Genomic DNA, 21,598 nt, shown 5'->3' on the forward strand with positions numbered 1-21,598 from the left:
TGACTCTTGCTTCTATTTTACCGAACGAACATTCTCATTGCAAAACTTTTTAATCAAAATAAAAGCAAACAATTCATTTTTTCATACTCCATAAAAACTGTCAAAAGATTTTATGTTGATAGCAGAAATTGATTTTTTGAAAAATAATAATATCCCATCTTTAATTCAGCCTCTAGAGTTGGTATAATACATTGTCATGACTGTGTTTTCGGAGTTTTTGATGATTGGAGGTAACGTTCATGATCAATAAAATAAAAGAAATTATCCTCATTATTCTAGGAAGCCTCATTTTCGCACTGGCCATTAATTATTTTGCTATTCCAAATGAATTAGCAGAAGGCGGCGTAACCGGTGTAACAATGATTACCTATTATGTACTAGGCTGGTCTCCTGGTATCACAAACTTTATATTAAACGGTTTGCTGGTACTGATCGGATACAAATTGCTTCACAAACGTGTGATTGCTTACACAATTATATGTATTATTTTCACATCTCTATTCCTACATATAACTGAAGGACTGGGAAATCCTCTTGACGATACGCTACTGGGGGCTATTTTTGCTGGTATTTTAGCCGGTGTAGGACTCGGGCTTGTGTTTAGAGGTGGCGGAACTTCCGGAGGCTCGGCAGTTATCGCCCGCTTAGCTAATCAATATCTAGACTGGAATATTAGCAAAACGATGCTAGCAATTGATTTATTAGTTGTAGCAAGCGCCTATTTTGTCATCGGTGGAGAAAAGACGATGTACACGGTTATTTCTCTTTATATCGGAACAAAGGTGCTTGATTATATTATTGAAGGACTTAACCCCCGCAAAGCAATCACTATTATTTCACACCGTTCAGCTGAAGTAGCCGAACAAGTTAACAAAAAGATGCAGCGAGGCGTCACTGTCTTTTCTGCTCATGGAAGCTATACAAAAGAAGCAAAAGACGTATTGTACGTAGTTGTGAACAAACAAGAACTATTAGAGTTAAAGCGCATTATTCATAAAGTCGATGAACAGGCTTTTGTGGTTGTCCACGATGTGCGAGACGTCTTTGGAGTAGGTTTTACTATTCCAAAAGCCAGCTAAAAACCCGCTGTAAAAAAGCGGGTTTTTTCTATTATATATGTTTGCGCTGAAAATACAGTAAACCTGCTGTTATAAAAAGAAAAAACTTTCTTGTAACGATAATAAAAAAGCGCTTCAATGAAAGCCTAAAAAGCTAAAAGGCGATGCCTTTTAGCTTTTTTCTTTACACGTCCATTTAATTAACAAGCCGCAGTGCGTTAATCCTCCCCCAAACCCATAGAGAATAAGGAGGTCATTATCCTGTACTTTTCCTGTCATTATTCCTTCGTTTAAAGCAAGCGGAATAGAAGCTGAAGATGTATTTCCGCAGTATTGCACACTCGTTAACGTTTTATCCATTGAAACACCTGTTTTAGCACAAATAGCTTCAATCATCCGAAGGTTTGCACTGTGCGGAATAAACCAATTTACATCAGAAAGAGAAATGGAAGTACCCTTTAACAATGCTTCTACTCCTTTTGGAATCGTTCGGACAGCAAAGCGGTATACTTCACGCCCATTTTGAACTAAATTTCCACTGGAGTTAATTTCTTTTCCTAAAAGAGTGTCAGATAAATTGGAACGGTATAAATTTATACCTCCGCTCCCATCCGTTCCATAATGACATCCTAAGAAACTTGGGTTATGCTCGTCGTACTCTACAAGCATCGCTCCCGCTCCATCACCAAACAGTACACATGTTGCCCGGTCCGTATAATCTGTAATTTTTGACATGACTTCCGCACCAATAACTAAAATTTTTTTATGCAATCCCGACGTCACTAAGCCGTTCGCCATGTGAAGTCCATATGTAAAACCGGCGCATGCGGCACTTAAATCAAATGCAGCAGCTTGATTAATATGAAAGTAATCTTGAACCTGACATGCTACGCTAGGAAAAAAGTGATCCGGCGTTGTTGTCGAAACAATAATTGCATCTACATCTTCTATTTCTACAGCATATCGGTTGAGCAAATTTTCAACTGCTCGAATGGCAAGCGTAGACGTGTATTCGCCTTCACCAGCAATTCGTCGTTCTTTCATTCCCGTGCGCTGTACAATCCATTCGTCACTTGTATCAACCATTTCTTTTAAATGGTCGTTCGTTAATTTTTGCTTTGGTGTATATATCCCCATTCCTGTGATTCTAGCTTTTGATTGCATCATTTCTCCACCTCAAATCAGTTGATACTTAATTATAACACCTACTTTTAATATCTGGTACTAATTTATTAATAGATAAAAAGCGCAAAGGTATACCCTTCACGCTTTTTTATTGGATATAAATTTTTCTATGCCTTATCTAATGCGTGCCTGATACTCTTTTTCTAAGTCAGAGAGTGTGAGTTCAAAAAGATGATGATTTTCTTTTTTATAAATCCCTTTTTTCAGTAACTCTTCAATGAGGTATTGTTTTCTTTGGCGCACCGCTGCTCGTAATAAATTTTCCATCTTTTCTCCTCCTATTATATTAATTTAAGAATAAAAAAAAGACTCCTAACACAGGTCAGAAGCCTTCGGTAATCCGATCAGCACAGGAATGAAACTGTCAGATCTTCATAATTTTAAAACTTATAACTCAATTCTGATTCTAAAAATTCTAAATCTTCTAACGAAAAGAAAGTCAATTCTTCTTCGAATGCGCACGTTTTCTATATTTAATACAGTACTTGCTTGCCCCGCCGTCAAGCGTTCGCTATCTAGACAGGCCCTTCAGTTTCTCTAAATACGTATTGAAATAGGCTTATTTGTGGCTTGCTACTTTGCTTTTAGCTAAAAAGCGGTTTTTTTCCGTGCTGTCCACTTGAGTAATTTGTCCGTCGTGAAGAGTAATTAGTACAGATCCATAGTTGATTTCAGTTAGTAATTTAACAATATAATCTAATTTTTCTTGTGTAATTGAAGCCATTTTATCATTCTCCTATTCATAGATAAATTTATATTTTAGTTGCAGTTGAATAAACAAAGCGAACAACATCTATAAGTACTTGTATAATGTGCAGAAGATAAATACATCGTAATCCTCCCCATATGTTCAGTTGAAGATTGAGATTTTAATGACCACAACCAATGTACAGAAAAGGCCCACACCAGTAGCGAACAAGTATGAGCCTTCGGTTGACCGATCAGCTTCTTTAGCATCCCAATTTTTTCAAAAGATTTATACTATCTATATTATTTACACTTTACCTATATGTCAAGTAGGGATTAAAAAAATAAATAGATATTATTAATTTTTTTTATATCTTTGACCTAATAAAAAAGACTCATCTGCATGAGCTTACACAGACGAGTCTTTTTTATTCCTATTTTTTTGGATAGGCAAAGTTACCGTAAAGATGCTTCCTTGTTCTTTTTTGCTTTCAACACGTATTGCGCCCTCATGCAGTCGCACAATTTTTTTTGTAATAGCTAGACCGAGCCCGCTTCCTTTTAACGTTCTGGATTTATCTACTTTATAAAAGCTTTCAAAAATATATTTTTGATCTTCTTCGATAATACCAATTCCATTATCCTTTATTTTCACGTCTATTTCTTCGTTTTTTTGATGAATGGATATTTTCACAAATCCATTTTCAGGCGTATATTTAACAGCATTTGTTACTAAATTTAGCCAAACTTGCTCTAACAAATCTTTATCTGCTTCTATTTGAACATTGGATAAATCAAGGTCAATTTCTATATTCTTTTTTATCCACTGAGGTTCTAAAGCCATGACCACATGCCTGATTTGTTCATCTAACCGGTATTGCTGCAGCATTAGCGTTTGATGTTCAGAGTCAAGAGAAGCAAGCTTTAGCAAATTGGAACTAAGCTGAGATAGTCTTGTACTTTCTTTTTCGATAATCGTTAAATATTGTATCTTTTTATCTTCACTGACGATATCATCTTTAAGTGCCGCTGAAAAACCGCGAATAGAGGTCAGCGGTGATTGAATTTCATGCGAAACGCTAGCAATAAACTCTTGCCTCATCGTTTCTATTTTGTTTAATTCTTTAGTCATTTGATTAAAGTTTTTAGTTAACAGACCAATTTCATCATTCGCTGCGTGCTCGACTTGCACATTGTATTCGCCTTGTCCGACAACTTTCATCGCTGTACTGAGACGCTTAATCGGTTTAATAATAATCGTTGAAACATATGCAAACAATACAATACCTACTAATAAAATCGTAATAAGCTGGATATTTTGAACATCTTGAATAACTGAAAATTGCCGCTGTGGATGAGACTGAATAAATAGAGCATACGACCGTCCATTTTCTTTAAAAGGAAGACCCACTACGTTTGGCTGTGGACGATCACCTTTTTCCTCGTTTAAATTAGAATAACGCTTCCCATCTAATACTTGATCTACTTCTTTCGGTGTAATTGGAATAGGAGGTCCCGGCTGTCCTAATACTTTCTCTTTATACTGATCATCAATAATAACAAACGAAAAATGAATGAATGATGAATTAGATAAAAACCTTGCAGCTTTATCGGAGTCTTCTGCTCCGTACAAATCGATAAAATCTTCTCCCATCTTCACCATATCCTGACCTAATCGCATTTCGAGCTTCTGCTTGCTAAGAAATGTCGTGACGACAACGGTAATCACAACGCTCAATAAAATTGTAATGATGAACGACAGAACCAGCTTTACATAAATTGATTTCACGTTAACACCCTTCTGCTCTATAGCCTAGTCCACGAATTGTTTTGATTTCCATACCGACGTTTTTCATATGATTAAGCCTCTCTCGCAGACGTTTTATGTGAACGTCTACCGTGCGCTCATCACCTTCATAATCATATCCCCAAATTAATTGAATAAGCTGATCACGAGTAAAAATCTTTCCTGGAGAACTAACTAATGTGAACAGTAATTCAAACTCTTTTAACGGTAGCTGTTCGCTTGTTTCTCCTGCACTCATCTCTAATTTGGTACGGTCCAATTTTATATTCCCCATATAAATTACATTGTTAGCTTCTACTCGGTACCTGCGTAAAAGGGCCTTTACACGAGCAACCATTTCCTGAGGATCAAAAGGCTTCACGACATAGTCGTCTGTTCCGATATCAAATCCTTTTAGTTTATCATGCGATTCGCCTCTAGCTGTTACCATCAAAACCGGTATATCAAAATACTCCTTAATTTCCTTTGTTAGTTCCCATCCGTCTTTAAATGGCATCATGATATCAACGACCGCTAGATCAATTCGAAACTCTTCCATTTTCGCCCACGCTTCTTCACCATCTGCTGCTTTTATAATTTTAAATCCTTGATTTTCTAAATATAATGATATCAGCTCTCGAATGTGTTGATCATCATCTGCAACTAATATTTGAATCATACATGTCTCTCCCTATTCCTAAGTTTGTCCAGCTTTTACGCACAGTAAGCTCTCTGTTTATACAAAACAGAGAGCCACATAAGATCATATAATGATTTTATACTTCAAATATGAACTGAATATGAACAAACTGATTAACTCTTATTAGCTGAAGTTGTTTGCTCGTTCTTTTTCTACAATTCCTTCCAAATACGATAAAAACGTTTGACGTAAATCTTTACGCTTTAACCCCACTTCTACCATTGCTTTCATATAGCCTACCTTATCTCCAATGTCAAAGCGCTGCCCTTCAAGTTCAAGAGCAAACAGCCTCTCTTTTTCACATACTACACGCAGTGCATCTGTTAATTGTAATTCATTTCCTACCCCTCTTTCAATCGTTTTTAGATAAGAAAAAATAGAAGGGTTTAAAATGTAGCGGCCCATAACGGCAATAGTTGACGGAGCTTGTTCTATCGATGGTTTTTCAACCAAGTCATTCACTTCATGAAGGCTGCCGGATTTATTTTTTGGCTGAATGATGCCGTATTTCGATACCTCTTCAACATCCACTTTTTGAACTCCGATAACTGATTGATTAGTCGTTTCATACGCTTGGATCATCTGTTTAAGGGCAGGTTCTTCAGAAGTCATAATATCGTCTCCAAGAAGAACGGCAAACGGCTCATCTCCAATAAACTGCTCGGCGCAAAGAATAGCATGACCAAGTCCTAACGGCTCTTTTTGACGAATATAGTGAATGCTGGCCATTGATGAAATCGTTTGTACTTCTTTTAACATTTCGTACTTGTGCTTTTCTTCAAGCATTTGCTCTAATTCAATTGATTTATCAAAATGGTCTTCAATTGATTTTTTATTTCGGCCTGTAATAAAAATAATACTTTCAATACCTGATTTCACAGCTTCTTCTACAATATATTGTACAGCAGGCTTATCAACAATTGGCAGCATTTCTTTCGGCTGTGCTTTTGTCGCTGGCAAAAATCGAGTTCCTAAACCGCCTACTGGAATAACTGCTTTTTTTATCGTCATATATGAATCCCTCTTTCTTTTTTGGTAGTAAATACAAATAATTTGGTGCCAATAAAATTGATACCGACACTTACGATTGTAATTAAAAGTTTACTGATTAGCAGTGGTATACCCCATTTACTATATAGAACAGTCAACAGAAAAGATGTTAGGGATAAAGTGATTAAATTCACGACCACGAATGAAATCACTTCACGCTTACTGCTTTTTTCTTTTTTCTTAAACGTCCACTTACGATTCATGACATAACTGTTTAAAATCCCCGCGCTGTATGAAATCCACTGCGCTAGTATGTAGTTAACACCGATTGTTGTTAAAAGTGCGTATACTACAAAATCAATCAGTGTATTCACAACTCCTACTATCGCAAATTTAATCAAAGGTAGCCATTTGTTAGTCACGAAGAGATACTTCCTTGCGTGTTTCAAACTGATATTTTTCACGGACGATATAAAGCGGACGATTTTTTGTTTCATCGTAGATGCGTCCAATATATTCTCCGATCATACCAAGAATGATTAAAATGATGCCGCTAAAGAATAGCTGAATGACAATTAATGACGACCACCCTGTGATGGTGCTGTCTGTAAATAACTTCAAATACAGCACCACTAAAAGATAAATAAAACCAACACCTGATAGCGTTACACCAGCATAGCTAGCTAGCTTCAGCGGTTTATAGGAGAAAGACGTAATGCCATCCATTGAAAGCTTCAGCATCTTTTTCAAAGGATATTTTGACTCCCCGGCCAAACGCTCGTCTCGCTCATATTCTACTGCTATTTGCTTAAAGCCAACCCAGCTTACTAATCCGCGAACAAAGCGATTTTTTTCTTGAATGCTATTCATTTGATTGCACACTTTACGATCTAGCAAACGAAAATCCCCTGTATCGAGCGGAATATCAATATCGGTCATCGCACGTAAGAAACGATAAAACATAGCCGCTGTTTGCTTTTTAAAATATGTTTCTCCTTTTCGCTTTGTACGCTTAGCGTATACAACGTCAAATCCTTGCTTCCATTTTTCAATCATCTCTAAAATTAATTCGGGCGGGTCTTGCAAATCAGCATCAATCACAACGACCGCCTCTCCTCGTGCATAATCCATACCAGCTGTAATAGCAATTTGATGACCAAAGTTACGGGCAAAATCTAATAAAACAACCGCTGGGTCTTGCTCACTGTACTCTTTAATAATTTCTGCCGTTCGGTCTCTACTGCCGTCGTTCACGAAAAGAAGCTCGTAAGCTTCTTTCGTTGAACGCATCACTTCTGTTAGACGGCGATAGGTTTCATGAATCACTTCTTCTTCGTTGTAGACAGGAACAACAATAGAATATTTAATAATTGAACTCATGTTCATGTCCTCCTTATTTAAGCGTTATTTCGTATAATGTTCCGTTTCCGGATGGTCCTTGCTGAGAACTTGATGAAGTAGACTGCCATTTGGAAGAAGGGATCTCCTTACTATTTTCTTTAATCCACGTGATAACGTCAGATTGGCCTCCCTTACCCATTCCAGACAGGTAGAAATATTTCACTTCACCTTTTTTAATCATAGATTTTAATTTACTCACCGTTAGAATTGGATCTGAACCGCTAAATCCTCCCATTGCCATGACTGGCTTGCCCGTTTTGATAATGTAAGGCGCAGCTGAAGTTGAATCCGTTGTGGCAAATAAATATTTTTCGCCTGTATTATTTTTTGTTAAATAGTTTAGTAGCTTTGTGTTTACTTCTGCGTTCATCCCTCCACTTTTTCGTTTTGAAGATGATAATTTGCTTGAAGAGCTACTTGGCATTTGCATTTGACCATTATTTTTGGACGAGCCTCCTGGCATTTGAACGCTGTTTGACGATCCGCTTGGCGGCTGCATTTGACCATTATTGGACGAACCGCCCGGCATTTGCATTTGACCGCCGTTCGATGAACCGCTTGGCGGCTGCATTTGATTGTTTGAAGATGAATTGCTGCCAGAGCTTCCTGGAGGCTGCATGCCGTTAAAGCCAGACTGTTTGCTATTTGTAGCTGTGCTTGGAGGTCCTCCCATACCGCTTGAAGAATCAGGACCTGCTGCTGGAAGCATGCTATTTCCACCATAAATAATTGGTGTCATCGCCCAGTACGCCGGCATTGCAAGCAAGACAACCATTGCTGCTACTCCTAAATAATTCGTTACAGAATTTTTACGCTCTTTACGAATAGCTAAAACAAGAGCTAGAATGACGCCCAGTGCCCCTACACCTGCAATTGGCGCTACGCCGATTGAGCTGACATAAGGAGACATGATATATACTTGAAGCGCTGCTGTTGTTAAAATACCACTCGGCAGCAGCCATGATTTCCAGCCATTATGCTGTTTGTACATACTCCATAAAGCTACTGCTCCCGCTCCTGCAAATGCTGCGATTGGAGGTGCCAGCATAATTAAATAATACTGATGGAAAAATCCTGCGATACTAAAGAAAACAGCTACCGGCAGCAGCCAAGCTAACCAAAATAAACTTTCTTTTTGTTTTGCCGTGTAAGGCCCTTTAAATTTCACTCCAGCAAATAGACCCACGATTGAAAAGATTACAAATGGTAATAACCAGCTGATTTGATCTGATAACCCTTTTTGGAACAGTCGGAATGGACCAGGGTTCCCCGTGTTGAACATTCCGTTTTGATTTCCTCCATCTGGAGCCTGCATCTTTTGAGAAGAGCTGCTCTTGCTTTGATTTGAGCTTTGTGAAGACTCAGCATTTGAATTACTCGTTTGTTTTGTTTCACTGCTTGCTGTTTGCTGCTGAGCTTGAGCAGGCTGTTTATGACTGCTTCCCGTCACGCTTGTATTTCCAGTTAAACGATTGATACCGTTATATCCAAAAGCAAGCTCTAGAACTGAATTTGTTTGACTGCTTCCCATATAAGGACGCTTATCAGCCGAAGTTGAATCTACTACGACTGCCCATGAGACAGAAACAGCAAGCATCAGTGCAGTTGCTGTTGTTAAAAAAGCAATTTTCTTTTTCCACGTAATTTTGGTTGCCACTACATAGAAAACATAGAATGCTGGTAAAACCATGTATGCTTGAAGCATTTTCATGTTAAATGCAACACCAATCATCGCAAAAGCCGCTAACACCCAGCCAAATTTAGCTGTACGCACAGCACGAAACAACATCCACGTTGCTACTAATAATGTAAACACAAGCATACTATCAATATTATTTGTTCGGCTTACCGCGGGCACAATTGGCGTCAGAGCCATCGCAAGAGCAGCAAACCTCCCAGCCCATACGCCAAACGTACGTTTCACGAGTACGTATAGTAAAAGAACTGAACCGATGCCTGCTAATGCTTGCGGTAAAATGACGCTCCACCCGTGAAATCCAAATATTTTGGCGCTAATTGTCTGAATCCAAAACACAACCGGCGGCTTATCAATGGTTACATAGCCTCCTGGATCAAAAGATGCGTAAAAGAAATTATGAAAACTTTGAAGCATACTTTTGACAGCTGCCGTGTAATAAGCGTTGGCGTATTCATCTGTCCAAATTTTAAATAAGTTCAAAAACGCTGCAATTAAAACAATTGGAACTAAAAATAAGTCTATTCTTTTTTTGTTTGAAGTCCGTTCTTCTTTCACTTCACTGTTCATGTGTTTCATTTCACTCCTTCGTAATTTCTGACTTTAGTCTAACAAGCTTATGTGAACTGATTATGAACAGTGAAAATAATGTTTTTATTTTTTAAAAAGCTATTTGACCTCTTACGCTCAGCAATGAAATATTTTACAATTAAAGAATCAAGTACATGAAATGAAAAGGATCTTTCTTGGATGCTGCAGCTTCTATGAAACATTCTTATCAACACTTCATCCACTTCTTGCTGAGAAAGGAGACAACTTTATGATTCAAGTAAAAGATATATACGGAAATTTACCCACACTAGAAACAGAAAGACTCCGCTTGCGGAAAGTTACCAAAAAAGATGTGCGTGACATGTTTGAATATGCCTCAAATGAAAAGGTAAGCAGATATGTAAATTGGGAAAAGCACCGAAAGCTTCAAGATACAAAAGAGTTTGTTTCCTTCGTTTTAAAGCAGTACAGCAACCAATCCATTTCTCCTTGGGCTATGGAAATCAAAGCCCTGAAAAAATGTATTGGCACCATTGACTTTGTCACTTGGAACCCTACTCATCGCATTGCGGAAATTGGCTATGCGATTTCTGAAGCATATTGGAATAAGGGATTTGTTACGGAAGCAGCTGAAAAAGTAATTGCGTTTGGATTTGAAGAAATGGATTTAGTGCGCATTCAGGCGAGGTGCTTTGTTGAAAATGCCGCTTCTGAGAAAGTGATGAAAAAAATCGGTATGTCTTATGAAGGAACAATTCGAAAAGCCATGTTTATTAAAGGAGCTCATCAAGACTTAAAGTTATATTCAATCTTGCGAGAAGAATACACGCGTAACGCGTAGAAAATGTATAGAATACTTTCCATAACACAGGCTAACTTGAACACTAACTCTTCCTTTTGAGGTGAACAATGTTGGAGCAAGCAATTCAGCATTTAGACTTATCTGCACACGGTTTGTGGTTTCCGATTACCGTTAGTTTATGCTTATTTATTCTTGCCCTTGTTTTATTTAAACGGCTGGTTTTTTATCTATTCAATAGCGGTATACTTCCTCGTTTATGCTTTTGTGCTGCCATGGCATATCGCATTTATTAAGTAAAAAAGCGGATGTTGATTAACATCCGCTTTTTTACTATGCACTTACTTTCTACATGCTGAAATCCATATTTATGGCCGGTCATTTTATGCGCCGCGATGACACATGCGTGCGGCTATGCTCTTCAGGACGTGTAAACCCAATTTTTAAAAGCGCCGCTTCTAAATTTGCTTCTGTTTTAATTTGATTAAAATCAATTCCTAGTTTCACTACCGTTTGGGCAATTTCCGGTCGTATCCCCGTTATAATAGCTTCCACTCCCACCAATTTAAGCGATCGATGAATTTTAAAAAGATTGTCTGCTACCATTGTATCAATAATCACGACACCTGAAATATCTAAAATAAGATAAGATAATTGAAGGCTTGTCCCTTTTTTCAAGCAGGTTTCCATAATAACTTGTGAGCGGTGGGTATCAATTTCTCCAATAATCGGCATAATAGCAATCCCTTTTGTGACAGGTACGAGTGGAACTGAAAGTTCTTCTAGTGACGTATAAGCTAAATTCATCATATATCGATTATGCTCGTCATAAATTTGACCAAAAACACATGTTACCGTATCTAAAAGTGGATCAATTCGTTCACTGACATGCAGCATGGTAATTGCCGCAAACTGATGCTCCTCTAGTTCTCTTGTAAATACATCCCAAATAACGCTGCGATAGATTGGAAGGATACCTAGTGCTTTTTCTAAAGGAATATTTTTTTCCACTGCATATTTACCCGTATCAAGTGCCCATTCTTTAACAAGTTTAAGTACAGCCTCCTGTTCTTCAAATAGAGATCTCCCAAAGTATTCCATAATTGACACTCGCCACTTCAGAATTTTCTTTTCTTTCAATTCCTCTAGACTTAGTGTATGTGTAGCATCTAAACGTTCGGCTAATTTTTCTGACAAGCTATATTTATGTTCAAGAATCTTTTTTCCTATATACACGAGCTCCTCTTTCATAAAATACGTTCAGCTCCTCTTTTCTGCTATTTTTACTGCGTATATAACCTTGACTAAGCCTACTTATCCATCCGAAAATTGACTAGCCTTCCTAAAAATAACAAAAAAGCGGTTATTTTATGAATTTTCTTTCTTTTTATTATAGTACCAGAGTAAGAGCCGCACAACTTAAAATTTGCTTCGGAAAAAATTTATGCTTTTATATAAAAAGCGAGATGGGGGCATAACGAAATCAACAGTTAGAAGCCAGTACATACATTAAATCTACGTTTACGATGAGCATAAAAAAACACGAACTATCCATCACCTTTCAATAGATCGTTCGTGTTCAACTTTAACTAACATACTTTTGTCTCAGCCTCGTTTTTTATATTCACTTTCTTTTATCTCGCCTTACACTTGGAATAGCCAGACAACAATTGGCCCAAAAACGGATCCTAATACAGCGCTTAACGTCATTGATACTGAACTCATCGATACCGTTAGCTCACCGTATTCAAATGCTTTAGAAGTTCCTAGCGCATGAGAAGCACTGCCTAATGCAATTCCTTTTCCTAAAGAACTCTTGATCCGAATCCATTTTAAAAGTAGCGGTCCAAGGATTACTCCAGAAAAACCTGCGATCATAACAAATACCACGGTCATCGATGGAACGCCCCCTAGCCCTGTGGCGATCTGAATCGCTACAGGAGTAGTAATAGACTTAGGAATAATGGATAAAATCAGGCTTCGATCAACGCCAAATACTTCAGCAAACACAAGTCCGCTGATCATGCCTGCGAATAATCCTACAAATACCCCTCCAATAATAGGAACGCTGTATTTTACTAGCATCTCACGCTGTTTATAGAGTGGATACGCTAATGCAACAACCGCTGGTCCTAGAAGTGAATTAATCCATTTGCCTCCAATCATATACTCATCATAGGAAACATGAAAAGCAAGCAAAAGAAGAATAACGAATATGGTTGTAGTTAAAACAGGAATAAGAATCGGATAGGAGAACCGCACGTATACTTTTGCCATGACTAGATACAAAGCAACTGTAGCTACGATTATAAAGACCGCGATAAAGAATTCTTGCACTGTTGTTTCTCCTTTCGTTTGCTCGCTTTCTTTTCCAAAAGTTGGCTGGCAGTCCCTGCAGCGGCCATCGTAACAATCGTACTAAGCACAATAATTAAAAATAAAACCGCTCCGCTGCTTGAAAGAAGCGAAGGATAATTCATCACACCTGCCATAGCTGGTATGAATAATAGCGGTAAAAAAGATAACAAGAAACCTGCTCCGTCTTCAATTATTTTGATGGGAACAACTTTGCACGTTAAGCAAATGAGCATTAAAATTAAGCCTATAATACTGCCTGGAATAGGTAGATGAAGCATATGGTGAACAGCTTCGCCAATCATAGAAAAAGCATAAAGAATCGCAATTTGTAAAATGATTCGTATCACTTTCATTATAGGTCACTGTCCTATAAATAAAGAACAGCTGCCCTCCTCTCTTTATTTTGTCATGTTGTCTAACATTTAACTATATAAACACCTTTACTTTACCTACTTTTACTTGTACTATACAACTATATATACATTTGTATTATACAAGTATATATTTCTTTGTCAATGAATGATTTTGTAAGGGGCGATTATAATGCAAGAAAAGAATTCAATTGAATTGATTGAATATGAACTTACTACCTTTATTAGACGAGCGGTCTATCTTGATAATTCCGAAAATAAAATAGGAAACCTAGAAAGATCAGCTTATTTATTGCTGCGGCAATTAGATGAATTTGGACCAGCTCGTGTAAAAGAACTGGCAGAAGCATTTAAACTCGACATTTCAACTCTTTCTAGACAGGCTGCTGCTTTAGAAAATAAAAAGCTTATTTCTCGCTCCTCTGATCCTTCGGATGGACGAGTCAGCCTATTTGACATCACAACACACGGGAAACAAATGCTGCAAACTGATAAGCAAATGCGCCTTGAACGCTATCATAGTATGTTAAAAAAATGGTCAAGTGAAGAAAAGGAGCTATTTGGCAAACTATTAATGCGGATGAATGACGCATTTATCGATTAAATAGAAATTCATGAAAATTAGGCTACTGCTGCAAGGTGTTTGTCCCTTTCTCTTTTCTCTTTTTTGCATTTAATGTAAAGAGACTATTGAAAAGGATGTATGATTATGTCTGTTCCGAATAAACGGAAAGCCACGCCCTGCCTCTTCCCCGGCTATAAATGGTGTGGCCCCGGATGCAGTGGTCCGGGATGTCCTGTAAATGATGTAGACTGCTGCTGTAAATACCATGATTTATGCTATGAAGATTACGGATCATGCCGCTCATGTGATGAGCAATTTCTTGAGTGTCTTTGCTCCAAAGCAAATCCTTACAGTTTAAAAGGAAGACAGGCATACGCTATGTATACCTATATGCGGCTGAAGTTAGCTTTAAAACAATATGACTAAGCAGAAAAGAGGTGAATTAAAAAATTCATCTCTTTTTTATGCCATTTTATCCGTATGAATCCAAAAGCGTTGAACAATAGCCCCGTCCTCTTCTATATAATCCTCGTCTTGTATACCACCGTTTGCCAGAATAGTTCGACGAGAAGCAGTGTTCCAATCATCACACACAACTAATGCCCGTTGAACTCCCAGCTTTTTAATCTCTTGAAGAGATAACCTCAGTAGCAGCTTGGCATATCCTTTTTGTCTTTCACTTGGCCGAATACCATACCCTATATGTCCTCCGCTGTTTCGAAGTATTTCACTTAGCTCATGGCGGATATTAACTACGCCTATTACTCTTTCGTGATGCATTAGCCAGTAGGTGGAATCGGGTACAAATCCTTTTTTTAATCCGATCCCTTTTTCTGCATCTAATAACTCTTGAACCATTTTTTCAAAGTAAGCAGGATCTTTAGCAATGACCCACGGAATCATTTTTTCTCCGCTTGCTTTCCATTCATGATAAAAGCTCATATAAGCCTTTTTATAAGCTGCATCTGGTTTAATTAAAACAGCGGCTTCCACGTACCTTCCTCCTTTTTGTTTATTATGTTTATACTACCTAATTCTCCTAATAAATAAAAGAGGATAATTTACGTGATGTGATCGTTGTATGAGCTTATTTATAAAGTATGTAACAAAAAGTACTCAATAAATGTTCATTGAGTACTTTTTTTCTACTGCCGGTTGTTTAAATAAACTCCTTAAAAAACCTCGTTACTTTTGCAAGGGTATACAGTAAGGTACGCTTCATAACAGGCTCTTCTTTCTTTTGGATTTCAGGAGGTTTAACCCAGCGCTTGTGATTGGCAATAAGAATACTTTTATCCATTTTGTTTTCCATCGCCATCGTCAACTCTTTTGCAAATTTTTGACTATCGATAATGACCATTGATTCGTTATTCAAAAATGTAGAACGGGAATCTAAATTAAAAGAGCCTACGGCGCTAAGTCTTTGATCATAAATCACAGACTTTGCATGGATCGAATAAGGTCCTTGGTATTCGTAAAGCTTTGCACCTGTCTTCATAATCGTATCACGCATACTAATATATCCGGAAAAAGCCAACACATTGGGCGTAGATGTAACTGAATTTGTGAGTAGCGTCCATTGAACGTCTGGGTTCTTTTTCATGGCTGTATACTTTCTCATCGCATTGGTGGGCACCACATAAGGACTTTGAATAAGAACAGAGCGGTTAGCTTCTTCTGCTAGGTTAATAAACGTTTTCCACATAAAAGGTCGTTTATTAAAGCGTTCAATTGGATTATGAATAAAAGAAACACGCTTTGTAGAAACGGTGGAAGCATTCCAATTAATCTTGGGGGTCGCAAACGTTTCTCCTACTTGCTTAGCTTTATCATATTGCTGCAGCAGCAAAGCTTTCATCCTCTTCCCCTGATCAACCTGGTACTGTGTGAGATGATGAAAAGCTTTTTTAGTGTAGGGATGAGCCCATAATTCATTTATATAATTTTGCATTTGAGTGATGACGCTATCTTGTTTATGTTTACTGTTTGTAATAAAGACATCACGATCATAGACGAAGTCTGGAGGAGGCTTTTTAGCCAAATATTTGTCCCCTATATTCCGTCCCCCTATTATGCCTAGCTGTCCGTCTACAACCATTATTTTGTCATGCATACGATTTTGCCACGCCCAAGGTTTAAACAATTGAAACGGTTCGTAATACTTCACTTCAATATTAGGATGTGAAGCTAATGCATAGAGCACGCCCCTTCGGTTTCCCCGTAAGCCGTTAGCTATCCCATCCAAAAGAACGCGAGTATGGACGCCTCGATCAGCTGCTTTAAAAAGAGCGGCCATAATTAAATCAGTTGACTCTCCTTTTCCTATTGAGTAATAAGCAATATCAATCGATTTCTCAGCTTGTTGAATCATTTGAATACGAACTCTTCCTGCCTCATAACCATCTTCAAGAAGTCTCACTCGGTCCGTAGACTCACTGTGACCAAAAAAGCTAGCCGGTTTAATTGAGGTCGTTTCCTCTCCTATTTTTAAAGGTACATAAAAGAGAACCACCGCCGTTATAACCACATACAGAATATATAAAGATAAAATAATAAGTAATCCTTTGAATACTATTTTTATCATCGCAACTCCAGCTTTTTGTCTTTTTCTGTTATCGTTCACAAATAATGATCATTACATGCAAGAAACTGCTTCCTTGATTACTTTGCGCTTTGTTCTTTTGACACATTTATTTTTTCTGATTCACTATTTGTATAGTATGCTAGTACATATCATAGAAAAAAGGATGATGGTGATGGAGGAATATTCTTTTCGTTTTCATATTACAGATTCTTACCCTTTGCAAAATGAAAACGATAAAATAGAAGCTGTTGTACGCACCAAAATCAAGCATGCGGAGCGAGGATGCTTGTACGAGGGTTATCTTCGCGTTCATATCACTAAAATCGGGGTGTTTCCTGTAGCAAAAGATATTGCTGAAGCGATTGGCGTTCGTTCGCTTCGTCAGCAGTTAGCGGCCGAATTAAAAAGATACGTACGGCCGCACCGCAATTTTTTATAACTTTATCCAAACATTTGTCCAAGTGGACTTTCATCTGCAATAATATCTTGAATAGCATAGATAGAAATTGGAAAGTAAGGAATTCCATATGCGTAAGGAGCCAGGTCATACAGCTGATAAAATAGTACAAGTGATTTATCGGCGATATAAAAATCCTGATCTGGTTTAATTCCTTTATATTCTCCAAGAACCATAATATCGCGCTCTTTTATTTGCGCTCCTACTATTTTAGAAAGAACACTTACGTAATTACTGTCTTTTTTAAACAAATCTTTTAGTTGATACGTTTTTCCAGTCAGCACATTAAACGTTAACGGAACTACCACGGTCAATCCGTGCGCTCCCCCGGAATAAGCAAAATTGACAAGCGTTAAGCTGAGCACATTTCGCTCGTTTGTTTTCAACTCATAATAACCCGTTTCTTCTGTATCCGGATTTTCTCCATATCCCTGCTGACGAATTAATTCATTCGTACGCTGCAAGATCTTACTGTTAATGCTGTGCTGAACAGCTGGATTAGTCAAATGAACAGCTGGATAATAAACGTTTAACTTTTTCTTCACTATTTGTTGAGAATATACCGTTGCAGGTAACGTAACCATCGCTTCCTCCTCTTTCTATACAGAATGTTACATTCTATTCTTTTAGCTTTCATTCCATTACTGAAGCAAAAAAATCCCGTGCATATACGCACGGGATTTTTAACTTTCTATTATTTTACGTTGTTAATTGTTTTAGCAGCGTCTACCGTATTTTTTAATAGCATTGTGATGGTCATCGGACCAACGCCGCCTGGTACTGGTGTGATATAACCTGCAACTTCTAAAGCCGCTTCGTAATCAACATCACCAACGAGTTTACCATTTTCCATTGTGTTACCTACATCAATTACAATGGCACCCGGCTTAATATCATCTGCTTTGATAAGTCTAGGTTGTCCTACAGCTGACACAAGAATATCAGCTTGTTTTGTTAAAGCAGATAAATCTTTTGTGCGAGAGTGAGCAATTGTTACCGTTGCACTTTCTTGAAGTAACAGCATGGATACTGGTTTACCAACAATATTGCTTCGTCCAATTACTACCGCATGTTTACCTGAAATTTCTTCACCTGAACGTTTAATTAACTCAACGATACCGTGTGGTGTACATGGTAAATAGCACTCATCGCCAATGACCATATTCCCTACGCTTACTGGGTGGAAGCCATCTACATCTTTTTTAGGAGATACAGCATTTAATACTGCTTTTTCATCAATATGTTTTGGTAATGGAAGTTGAATAAGAATACCATGAACAGATGGATTTCCATTCAAGTGATGGATTTCGTTTAAAAGCTCTTCTTCCGTAATCGTTACGTCACGTTTGATAATTTCAGACGCAACACCGATTTCTTCACAAGCCTTTGCTTTTGCTTTTACATATGATTGGGAAGCAGGATTTTCTCCTACTAAAATTACGGTTAAACCAGGAACGATACCTTTTGTTTTTAATTGAGCTACCTCTTCTTTTAATGCGGCGCGCAGTTCTTGCGCTACTTCTTTTCCTTTAATTACTTTCGCTGTCATGATGTTTTTTGCTCCTTTCAACTGTAGCCATTTAATAAATGTACGAATTATAGTTATTAATCTAACACAAAAGTTCGGTTTTGTTCAATGTTTTTATTATTTTTATTTTAAATAGATAAAAATAAATAACAAATAACGTATATTCCATTCTTATCGCACTATAATATTTTGTATTCATAGAAGCTGTTTTTATTCAAATGTTGCTTTTCTAAATTAAAAACCGCGCCTTCGGCACGGTTTTCGACGATTTATTTTTTTGTTGATATGCTTTTCTTTGTAGTCAACGGCAGCACGTCTTCCTCTGTTTTTAGATCCTTTACATGCATTTCCTTGAGAGGCACACTTATTTTCTTATTTTTCGGAGGTTCTTCAAAATTCTCCACCCAATCACATAGCAGTTCAAATCCTTGATACACATAAGGAAGGAGAGGCTGAAGCTTTCGATCTGGATCAATTTGATGATTCCATACTAAGCTATCAATATGGTTTCCATTTTCAATTACGTAGTGACGATGAAGGTGCTGCTTACCAGAATCTTTTACCAGTTGTTCATAAGGATAAGCATGAATATCCGGAAAAATAAGAGCATCTAACGACCCTGTAATGCTTATCAACGGAACGGAAATATCACCTGTATTTTCAATTTCACGAACTTTTTGCTTAACATCTTGTGGTCTTTCTTGATAATCATACTTTTTAAAAATAGAATCTAACGAACGATCTCTAACTCCGTTTTCAAAAAGCGTCAAGTATTTTTGCCACGGAATGCTTCCAGGTGCTTGACTGTCAAACTCATCTCTATATATATTAAGCGTTAAAAACCAATAATACTGGTCATGATATGGCCATAAAAACTCAGATCCTTTTGGCAACCCTGCTTGATACAACCGGTGCAAAGCTTCTTTTTGCGATTCACCTACCGTATACAGTGCTTCTTCGGCATGATTTACAACAGGTGTTAGGGAAGTGATCAAGTTATCGTGATCAGCTCGCCACATAACCCCTTCCCATTCAACCCCTCCATTAAAAAGCTGAGGCTCTCCATTTTTCCCATCGTTTTCTAAAGCATAGCGAACAACATAACCCCCATTAGAAATACCTAAAGCATACGTTTTTATATCAAAATATTCTGTCACTTCTTTCTGGAGTTTGTGACGATAATTTTCAAACAAAAATCTCTGAGCAATTTTTGTCACTTCTCGGTATTGAATATGCCATTTTCTAATGGAGTCTTCTTCTTTGACTAGAGCGTTTTTTGCTTTAGCAAATGGATCATCTCTCACTTCTTCTCCCTGTGTCCCTTTATCAGAAGCAGCAAACGCAAACCCTTTTGCCAACACATAGTCGCTGAACAGTAAATCCGTTGATTTCTCATCTCTGGTAGCTGGAACTCCCGACATAACTAACTTTCCATTCCAGTCATCAGGAATTCGAATGAGAAATTTACCACCATCAACTTCACTTTCTACTTGAACGCCCGTTATTTCTTCAGGCTGATACATGTAATACCATCCATTTTTTTCTTCTTTTGTTCCCCAATAGATAGGAGCCAGCCCAATGTTCCCATAGGCAGTCGCTGCTTGAAATTGAAGAGGGTTTTTAGTCGTTAACCAGTTTCCATACTTACCGTCAAACGTTGTGATATTCAAGTGATAACCTCCATTCACATTTGCTTTTGAAGACAATCTTCGGGGACTGTACACGCATAATTTTAGTTAAATATTACCATTCATTTCTCAAAAAGTACATCAAAACGCCTTTGTTGCAGAAAGAAAGTAGACATTTATCACATCTGAGCCCATAGCGCCGTATAATATTGAAATTTATTCAAAAAAAGGAGTGTAAATGACTATGAGTTCGTTTAATTCTTCAAAACTCTCTACGACTCTCATTCCCCCTGCTACTTCCTCCTATCCGGTTTCTGGAAGAAAATATACTCTTACTCATTCTGATACAACCGGTCAGCTTTTTTTAAGCATCGGATGCTCATATAACAACAAGGCGATAGATAAAAATATGCGTGATGAAGTACTAGCTGCTCTTCACGTAACAGATCGACAAGCAGTTATTCAAGGCGAAGTTTTTGTTAGCGGAGGTGAGTTCAGCCGCGAGCAAGCACAGCTTCGTTATCACATTTTCCGCCGGGAGCTTCCGCTTGCTTTAGAAGCAATATTTTACGGAGACCAAGCGTTTTTTCAACATTATCCAGACTTGCTAAATACACCGATTTACATTTATTTTGTATCGACTTATCAAGAATTTAGAGGGTGGTCCTATTATCAAACCCCTAAATTTTATTTAAAACAAACATGCAGCAGCTAGCACGCTAGTGCATAAACTAATGGAAAATGAACGAGGAAGGTGTGAATGTCTCATGTACAGTCAATGGGTTTACCCCTATATGCCGCGCTACTACCATCCAGTGGTTCCTACTACGAATGAAAATTATTTAGAACCTTATAGATACAATGAAGACTTATTTTCTTATATCCTGCATGAAGAAGAAGAAGTTAGATCTACACGCGATGTAGACAGAGTGATGAAAATTTTAAAACGCCAGTATCAGTCCATCTACAGAGATGCTCAACGAGGTGGGATGGATAGCAAACTAACAGAATACTTATTTCGTTCCATTGTAAGATTTGTTGATGATAACTATAACAATTACAGCGGATCTATTAACGAACGCGTCGAAAAAGCCGCGCGACAGCTGAAAAAACGTGATCCCTGGACATTTGAACTTTTTAACTTATACAGCGTTTCCCCTGTTTCACAAGTTCGAATTACTAACACGATTTTAACCGTTTCATTTGAAAATTTACGTAGAGGAAATGAAGTGCCAAATCCTAGATAAACAAAA

General features: G+C 37.7%; 24 protein-coding genes. 7 read left to right on the forward strand and 17 right to left on the reverse strand.

The features are described 5' to 3' along the window. Positions 1–239: 239 nt before the first annotated feature. Positions 240–1,079, forward strand: coding sequence for a YitT family protein (locus AC1VNJ_RS16960; RefSeq protein WP_028413534.1), 840 nt, complete (start codon positions 240–242; stop codon positions 1,077–1,079). Positions 1,080–1,229: 150 nt separating this feature from the next. On the opposite strand, the gene AC1VNJ_RS16965 is transcribed toward AC1VNJ_RS16960, so the two are convergent. The 9 genes from AC1VNJ_RS16965 to AC1VNJ_RS17005 form a co-directional block, all read right to left on the reverse strand. Then, complete coding sequence (locus tag AC1VNJ_RS16965) at positions 1,230–2,225, reverse strand: beta-ketoacyl-ACP synthase 3 (RefSeq protein ID WP_482641102.1); 996 nt, start codon at positions 2,223–2,225, stop codon at positions 1,230–1,232. A gap of 132 nt (positions 2,226–2,357) precedes the next feature. Then, on the reverse strand, positions 2,358–2,510 hold the full coding sequence (locus tag AC1VNJ_RS16970) for a Fur-regulated basic protein FbpA (protein ID WP_482641103.1): 153 nt from the start codon (positions 2,508–2,510) through the stop codon (positions 2,358–2,360). Between the two features lie 292 nt (positions 2,511–2,802). Continuing rightward, positions 2,803–2,967, reverse strand: a complete 165-nt coding sequence (locus AC1VNJ_RS16975; protein ID WP_013056824.1) for a YezD family protein — start codon at positions 2,965–2,967, stop codon at positions 2,803–2,805. A 372-nt stretch (positions 2,968–3,339) separates the two neighbouring features. Continuing rightward, on the reverse strand, positions 3,340–4,719 hold the full coding sequence (locus AC1VNJ_RS16980; protein ID WP_482641104.1) for a sensor histidine kinase: 1,380 nt from the start codon (positions 4,717–4,719) through the stop codon (positions 3,340–3,342). A 1-nt stretch (position 4,720) separates the two neighbouring features. Further along, positions 4,721–5,395, reverse strand: coding sequence for a response regulator transcription factor (locus tag AC1VNJ_RS16985; RefSeq protein ID WP_013056822.1), 675 nt, complete (start codon positions 5,393–5,395; stop codon positions 4,721–4,723). 144 nt (positions 5,396–5,539) lie between these two features. Then, on the reverse strand, positions 5,540–6,427 hold the full coding sequence (galU, locus tag AC1VNJ_RS16990; RefSeq protein ID WP_482641105.1) for a UTP--glucose-1-phosphate uridylyltransferase GalU: 888 nt from the start codon (positions 6,425–6,427) through the stop codon (positions 5,540–5,542). Next, a complete protein-coding gene (locus tag AC1VNJ_RS16995) occupies positions 6,424–6,828 on the reverse strand; it encodes a GtrA family protein (protein ID WP_423145542.1) in 405 nt (134 codons plus the stop codon). Before AC1VNJ_RS16995 ends, galU begins: the two co-directional genes overlap by 4 nt. Then, a complete protein-coding gene (locus AC1VNJ_RS17000) occupies positions 6,821–7,786 on the reverse strand; it encodes a glycosyltransferase family 2 protein (RefSeq protein WP_028413548.1) in 966 nt (321 codons plus the stop codon). The genes AC1VNJ_RS16995 and AC1VNJ_RS17000 overlap by 8 nt, the downstream gene beginning before the upstream one ends. A 13-nt stretch (positions 7,787–7,799) precedes the next feature. After that, entirely contained in the window at positions 7,800–10,082 is a 2,283-nt protein-coding gene (locus AC1VNJ_RS17005) for an ArnT family glycosyltransferase (RefSeq protein ID WP_049164300.1), read from the reverse strand. A 241-nt stretch (positions 10,083–10,323) separates the two neighbouring features. On the opposite strand from AC1VNJ_RS17005, the gene AC1VNJ_RS17010 reads away from it, so the two are divergent. Next, complete coding sequence (locus tag AC1VNJ_RS17010; RefSeq protein ID WP_014460341.1) at positions 10,324–10,896, forward strand: GNAT family N-acetyltransferase; 573 nt, start codon at positions 10,324–10,326, stop codon at positions 10,894–10,896. Between the two features lie 336 nt (positions 10,897–11,232). Here AC1VNJ_RS17010 and AC1VNJ_RS17015 read toward each other — a convergent pair whose 3' ends face one another. From AC1VNJ_RS17015 to AC1VNJ_RS17025, 3 genes are all read right to left on the reverse strand, one after another. Next, positions 11,233–12,105 carry an STAS domain-containing protein gene (locus AC1VNJ_RS17015; RefSeq protein WP_028413551.1) on the reverse strand — a complete coding sequence of 291 codons (873 nt, stop codon included), beginning with the start codon at positions 12,103–12,105 and terminating at the stop codon, positions 11,233–11,235. Positions 12,106–12,498: 393 nt separating this feature from the next. Further along, positions 12,499–13,191, reverse strand: coding sequence for an LrgB family protein (locus AC1VNJ_RS17020; RefSeq protein WP_028413552.1), 693 nt, complete (start codon positions 13,189–13,191; stop codon positions 12,499–12,501). Then, complete coding sequence (locus AC1VNJ_RS17025; RefSeq protein WP_482641106.1) at positions 13,161–13,565, reverse strand: CidA/LrgA family protein; 405 nt, start codon at positions 13,563–13,565, stop codon at positions 13,161–13,163. Before AC1VNJ_RS17025 ends, AC1VNJ_RS17020 begins: the two co-directional genes overlap by 31 nt. A gap of 190 nt (positions 13,566–13,755) precedes the next feature. On the opposite strand from AC1VNJ_RS17025, the gene AC1VNJ_RS17030 reads away from it, so the two are divergent. Both AC1VNJ_RS17030 and AC1VNJ_RS17035 read left to right on the forward strand, forming a co-directional pair. Continuing rightward, complete coding sequence (locus tag AC1VNJ_RS17030; RefSeq protein WP_048021189.1) at positions 13,756–14,187, forward strand: MarR family winged helix-turn-helix transcriptional regulator; 432 nt, start codon at positions 13,756–13,758, stop codon at positions 14,185–14,187. A 105-nt stretch (positions 14,188–14,292) separates the two neighbouring features. Beyond that, on the forward strand, positions 14,293–14,574 hold the full coding sequence (locus AC1VNJ_RS17035; RefSeq protein ID WP_080754416.1) for a hypothetical protein: 282 nt from the start codon (positions 14,293–14,295) through the stop codon (positions 14,572–14,574). Between the two features lie 36 nt (positions 14,575–14,610). On the opposite strand, the gene AC1VNJ_RS17040 is transcribed toward AC1VNJ_RS17035, so the two are convergent. Both AC1VNJ_RS17040 and AC1VNJ_RS17045 read right to left on the reverse strand, forming a co-directional pair. Continuing rightward, a complete protein-coding gene (locus tag AC1VNJ_RS17040; protein WP_048021498.1) occupies positions 14,611–15,090 on the reverse strand; it encodes a GNAT family N-acetyltransferase in 480 nt (159 codons plus the stop codon). 217 nt (positions 15,091–15,307) lie between these two features. After that, positions 15,308–16,732, reverse strand: a complete 1,425-nt coding sequence (locus tag AC1VNJ_RS17045) for a phospholipase D-like domain-containing protein (protein WP_482641107.1) — start codon at positions 16,730–16,732, stop codon at positions 15,308–15,310. Positions 16,733–16,904: 172 nt separating this feature from the next. Between AC1VNJ_RS17045 and AC1VNJ_RS17050 the strand changes: the two genes are divergently transcribed. Further along, positions 16,905–17,171, forward strand: a complete 267-nt coding sequence (locus AC1VNJ_RS17050; RefSeq protein WP_028413557.1) for a hypothetical protein — start codon at positions 16,905–16,907, stop codon at positions 17,169–17,171. A gap of 2 nt (positions 17,172–17,173) precedes the next feature. Here AC1VNJ_RS17050 and AC1VNJ_RS17055 read toward each other — a convergent pair whose 3' ends face one another. From AC1VNJ_RS17055 to AC1VNJ_RS17065, 3 genes are all read right to left on the reverse strand, one after another. Beyond that, positions 17,174–17,773: a DUF3298 and DUF4163 domain-containing protein gene (locus AC1VNJ_RS17055; RefSeq protein ID WP_033578833.1), complete on the reverse strand. Its 600-nt coding sequence runs from the start codon at positions 17,771–17,773 to the stop codon at positions 17,174–17,176. A gap of 110 nt (positions 17,774–17,883) precedes the next feature. Further along, on the reverse strand, positions 17,884–18,738 hold the full coding sequence (folD, locus tag AC1VNJ_RS17060) for a bifunctional methylenetetrahydrofolate dehydrogenase/methenyltetrahydrofolate cyclohydrolase FolD (protein ID WP_028408722.1): 855 nt from the start codon (positions 18,736–18,738) through the stop codon (positions 17,884–17,886). Positions 18,739–18,986: 248 nt separating this feature from the next. Continuing rightward, on the reverse strand, positions 18,987–20,387 hold the full coding sequence (locus AC1VNJ_RS17065; protein ID WP_098112545.1) for a tannase/feruloyl esterase family alpha/beta hydrolase: 1,401 nt from the start codon (positions 20,385–20,387) through the stop codon (positions 18,987–18,989). A gap of 202 nt (positions 20,388–20,589) precedes the next feature. On the opposite strand from AC1VNJ_RS17065, the gene AC1VNJ_RS17070 reads away from it, so the two are divergent. Together AC1VNJ_RS17070 and AC1VNJ_RS17075 are read left to right on the forward strand one after the other, a co-directional pair. Beyond that, the gene (locus tag AC1VNJ_RS17070; protein WP_028413560.1) at positions 20,590–21,060 is read left to right on the forward strand and encodes a staygreen family protein; all 471 of its coding nucleotides are present in this window, start codon (positions 20,590–20,592) and stop codon (positions 21,058–21,060) included. A 52-nt stretch (positions 21,061–21,112) separates the two neighbouring features. Then, entirely contained in the window at positions 21,113–21,592 is a 480-nt protein-coding gene (locus AC1VNJ_RS17075; protein WP_028413561.1) for a hypothetical protein, read from the forward strand. Positions 21,593–21,598: the final 6 nt, after the last annotated feature.

The organism is Priestia sp. 3CA3 (assembly GCF_056836725.1).

What these genes read in the sequence shown, in the direction of transcription:
- AC1VNJ_RS17050 (WP_028413557.1), top strand. Translation starts at nt 16,905, where the DNA reads ATGGAGGAATATTCTTTTCGTTTTCATATTACAGATTCTTACCCTTTG.
- AC1VNJ_RS16975 (WP_013056824.1), bottom strand. Translation starts at nt 2,967, where the DNA reads ATGGCTTCAATTACACAAGAAAAATTAGATTATATTGTTAAATTACTA.
- AC1VNJ_RS17075 (WP_028413561.1), top strand. Translation starts at nt 21,113, where the DNA reads ATGTACAGTCAATGGGTTTACCCCTATATGCCGCGCTACTACCATCCA.
- AC1VNJ_RS17045 (WP_482641107.1), bottom strand. Translation starts at nt 16,732, where the DNA reads ATGATAAAAATAGTATTCAAAGGATTACTTATTATTTTATCTTTATAT.
- AC1VNJ_RS16985 (WP_013056822.1), bottom strand. Translation starts at nt 5,395, where the DNA reads ATGATTCAAATATTAGTTGCAGATGATGATCAACACATTCGAGAGCTG.
- AC1VNJ_RS17030 (WP_048021189.1), top strand. Translation starts at nt 13,756, where the DNA reads ATGCAAGAAAAGAATTCAATTGAATTGATTGAATATGAACTTACTACC.
- AC1VNJ_RS17040 (WP_048021498.1), bottom strand. Translation starts at nt 15,090, where the DNA reads ATGAGCTTTTATCATGAATGGAAAGCAAGCGGAGAAAAAATGATTCCG.
- AC1VNJ_RS16970 (WP_482641103.1), bottom strand. Translation starts at nt 2,510, where the DNA reads ATGGAAAATTTATTACGAGCAGCGGTGCGCCAAAGAAAACAATACCTC.
- AC1VNJ_RS17070 (WP_028413560.1), top strand. Translation starts at nt 20,590, where the DNA reads ATGAGTTCGTTTAATTCTTCAAAACTCTCTACGACTCTCATTCCCCCT.
- AC1VNJ_RS16965 (WP_482641102.1), bottom strand. Translation starts at nt 2,225, where the DNA reads ATGATGCAATCAAAAGCTAGAATCACAGGAATGGGGATATATACACCA.
- AC1VNJ_RS17025 (WP_482641106.1), bottom strand. Translation starts at nt 13,565, where the DNA reads ATGAAAGTGATACGAATCATTTTACAAATTGCGATTCTTTATGCTTTT.
- AC1VNJ_RS17000 (WP_028413548.1), bottom strand. Translation starts at nt 7,786, where the DNA reads ATGAGTTCAATTATTAAATATTCTATTGTTGTTCCTGTCTACAACGAA.
- AC1VNJ_RS17010 (WP_014460341.1), top strand. Translation starts at nt 10,324, where the DNA reads ATGATTCAAGTAAAAGATATATACGGAAATTTACCCACACTAGAAACA.
- galU (WP_482641105.1), bottom strand. Translation starts at nt 6,427, where the DNA reads ATGACGATAAAAAAAGCAGTTATTCCAGTAGGCGGTTTAGGAACTCGA.
- AC1VNJ_RS17055 (WP_033578833.1), bottom strand. Translation starts at nt 17,773, where the DNA reads ATGGTTACGTTACCTGCAACGGTATATTCTCAACAAATAGTGAAGAAA.
- AC1VNJ_RS17015 (WP_028413551.1), bottom strand. Translation starts at nt 12,105, where the DNA reads ATGAAAGAGGAGCTCGTGTATATAGGAAAAAAGATTCTTGAACATAAA.
- AC1VNJ_RS17035 (WP_080754416.1), top strand. Translation starts at nt 14,293, where the DNA reads ATGTCTGTTCCGAATAAACGGAAAGCCACGCCCTGCCTCTTCCCCGGC.
- AC1VNJ_RS16960 (WP_028413534.1), top strand. Translation starts at nt 240, where the DNA reads ATGATCAATAAAATAAAAGAAATTATCCTCATTATTCTAGGAAGCCTC.
- AC1VNJ_RS17005 (WP_049164300.1), bottom strand. Translation starts at nt 10,082, where the DNA reads ATGAAACACATGAACAGTGAAGTGAAAGAAGAACGGACTTCAAACAAA.
- folD (WP_028408722.1), bottom strand. Translation starts at nt 18,738, where the DNA reads ATGACAGCGAAAGTAATTAAAGGAAAAGAAGTAGCGCAAGAACTGCGC.